Source organism: Paraburkholderia sp. CNPSo 3281 (assembly GCF_024206515.1).
Taxonomy (GTDB): domain Bacteria; phylum Pseudomonadota; class Gammaproteobacteria; order Burkholderiales; family Burkholderiaceae; genus Paraburkholderia; species Paraburkholderia nodosa.
Genome location: NZ_JAMBPS010000128.1, coordinates 1 through 3119 on the forward strand (window position 1 = coordinate 1; position 3119 = coordinate 3119).

Consider the following 3119-nt stretch of genomic DNA (forward strand, 5'->3'; position numbering starts at 1 on the left):
GGACCTATCCGCCATTTTGTGGGCGGGGCATATCATGAGAGGTAAAAATCATGGATATGCCAATGAAGAAGAAACGCACCGTCGCTTCGCAGGCAGCGGCCCGCGGGCCGCTGCCTGCCCTGCCTGAAGGGCTGCTTGACGAGCTGGTCAAGGGACCGATGACGCCCGCCGAGGTTCAGGATCTGATGCTCGCGTTCAACAAGGCAATCATCGAACGCGCGATGGGCGCCGAAATGAACATGCATCTGGGCTACCAGCCGGGCCAGCCCAAGCCGTCCGGTCAGGCCAATGAGCGCAACGGTGCGAGCGGCAAGACGGTGATCACGGATCGTGGCCCGGTCAGGGTCGAGTTGCCGCGTGACCGCGAGGGCAGCTTCGAGCCGATCCTGATTCCCAAACACGAGCGCCGTTTTACCGGCTTCGACGAGCGCATCATCGCGATGTACGCCCGCGGCATGAGCGTGCGCGAGATCCAGGCGTTTCTGGCCGAAAGCTATGGCACCGAAGTCTCGCCCGACTTCATCAGCTCGGTCACCGACGAGGTCATGGCCGAGACGTTTGCCTGGCAAAGCCGGCCACTCGAACCGATGTATCCGGTGGTGTTCTTCGACGCGCTGCGCGTGAAGATCCGCGACGATGGCGTCGTCAGCAACAAGGCCGTCTATCTGGCGCTGGGTATCCAGGCCAATGGCCAGCGCGATGTGCTGGGCCTGTGGATCGAACAGACCGAGGGCGCGAAGTTCTGGCTCAAGGTGTTCAACGAACTCAAAACCCGTGGCTGCCAGGACATCCTGATCGCGGTGGTCGATGGCCTGAAGGGACTCGCCGAGGCGATCGGCACGGCGTACCCCCGCACTACGGTACAGACCTGCATCGTGCACCTGATCCGCAACAGCCTGGAGTACGCCAGCTACAAGGACCGCAAGGCGGTGGCCGCAGCGCTGCGCCCGATCTATGCCGCCGCCAGTGAACCGGCCGCACAGCAGGCCTTGCAGGCCTTTGCTGACGGCCCCTGGGGAACAAGGTACCCGACCATCGTGCAATCCTGGCAGCGTGCCTGGGAGCACGTCACACCGTTCTTCGTGTTTCCGCCGGAGATCCGACGGGTTGTGTACACAACAAACGCCATTGAAAGTCTGAACATGCAGCTACGCAAGATCATCAAGACGCGGGGCCACTTCCCGAATGATGAGGCTGCTATCAAGCTGCTCTGGCTCGCACTACGCAACGTGCTGGCAAAGTCCGTGCGGGCCGCCTTCGACTGGAAATCAGCCATGAACCAGTTTGCTATCCTGTTCGGTGACCGGTTCACGCAGGCACGCGGCTAATGATTTATTAACCGCCCCGCCCACAAAAATACGGACAGGTTCCAATCGGCGGCTCTCAACTTCGTTGCCACCACTCGTTTCGAGACAATGAACGTCCGAACTACTGAAGCGTCCGGACGTATAGAATACCGTCCGCGCTATTGTGTGCCGTAGCATTCAACGCGAGCATGGGCCTAAGCGTCGGCGTATCCCAGTAGGGGATGCAATCCGGCTTAAGCGCAAAACGCTCAAGCAGCATTTCAAATTACTTTTTGCGCAAACGTGACTTTGTCAGCACGGTAGTGGGCGAGGAGGCGTCTGATATGGACCGGGGAAATGAAATGGACTGCGACACAGGTTTTCAACAATGACCAACGTATTCTTCGAAAAACCCATCCTCAACTCTCCATACGCCTATCCGTCGCGGCACTGGGAGCTGGACAAGAATGGGCAGCCCACGCAGCAGATCGTTTCCACCCGCCGTCGGGCTGATTTCATCACCCCAATTCCGCAGCCCAAGAAGCGCATGGGCTTAGCAAAGCAGGACGTGCTCCTATTCGACGAGGGCAAAGGCCTTTCGACCCAATCGCAGCAATATGCTCACCAGGCAGTCATCGATGCTGTGCGGCATGAGGTGGACAAGTGGCGAGCCCTCCCCAACCCCGCTGATTGGCGCGTCACGCCTGAAACCGCGCGGCTCCTCCAACATTGGCGTCACCACGAATTCGGTGGCGTGCGCCCGTTCTTCTGCCAGGTCGAAGCTGTGGAAGTAGCGATCTGGCTGACTGAGGTGGCACCTCAACTCGGCAAGACGGGCAAGACCTTCATTGATTACCTGGAGCGCGCCAATCAAGATGCCAACCCTGGCCTGGCGCGTCTGGCGCTGAAATTGGCCACGGGGGCTGGCAAGACTACCGTGATGGCCATGCTGATCGCTTGGCAAACCATCAATGCCGTTCGTAGGCCAACCAGCCGCCGCTTTACCCGCGGCTTTCTGATCGTCACACCCGGGTTGACCATCCGTGACCGCTTGCAGGTGCTGCGGCCCAACGACCCCTACAGCTACTACGCCAGCCGTGAGCTGGTACCCAGCGACATGCTGGTCGACTTGGAACGTGCCAAAATCGTCATCACCAACTACCACGCCTTCAAACGACGCGAACGCCTAGAGCTGTCCAAGGGCGGGCGCGCCCTGCTGCAAGGCCGCGGTGGTAACGACCTCGACACGCTGGAAACAGAAGGGCAGATGCTCCAGCGGGTGATGCCAGACCTTATGGGCTTGAAGGACGTCCTCGTCATAAATGACGAAGCTCACCATTGCTACCGCGAGAAGCCTGACGCTCCAGAAGATGAAGATCTGAAGGGTGATGAAAAGAAAGAGGTCGAGGAGAACAACGCTGCCGCACGGCTCTGGATCTCCGGGCTTGAGGCCGTGCAGCGCAAGCTCGGTGTCTCCCGTGTGTTCGATCTCTCGGCCACGCCGTTCTTCCTGCGCGGCTCGGGCTATGCCGAAGGCTCATTGTTCCCTTGGACCATGAGCGATTTTTCGCTGATGGATGCCATCTGTCACTGACCGGCATATTCGAGCCATTCCGGGATCGGCGTAATCGAGCCACCGGATGTTCGCCGCAATCGAGCCAGTGCATGATCGGCGCAATCGGGCCACTCGATGATCGGCGTATTGGAGCCACCTCGGGATCGGCGTAATCGAGCCACGTAGCGGGCTCAGTGTTGTGTCAGGCGCCGGCCCGAAACGCATTTCGAATTTCCGCAACCCGGTACCTTCGGACTTTTTGCCCGGAGGGCCGATGA

The 3119-nt window shown here is 59.8% G+C and carries 1 protein-coding gene and 1 pseudogene; both read left to right on the top strand.

The features are described 5' to 3' along the window. Positions 1–56 precede the first annotated feature (56 nt). Positions 57–1328 (top strand): IS256 family transposase, encoded by a 1272-nt coding sequence (locus M3I56_RS40375; protein WP_375541886.1) that lies wholly within the window; start codon positions 57–59, stop codon positions 1326–1328. 346 nt (positions 1329–1674) lie between these two features. Continuing rightward, positions 1675–2871: pseudogene (locus M3I56_RS40380) on the top strand (DEAD/DEAH box helicase family protein); the annotation flags it as partial. Between the last annotated feature and the right edge of the window lie 248 nt (positions 2872–3119).

Bases quoted from the DNA above. Each gene is read 5' to 3' on its own strand.
- M3I56_RS40375 (WP_375541886.1), top strand. From the start codon at position 57: ATGCCAATGAAGAAGAAACGCACCGTCGCTTCGCAGGCAGCGGCCCGC.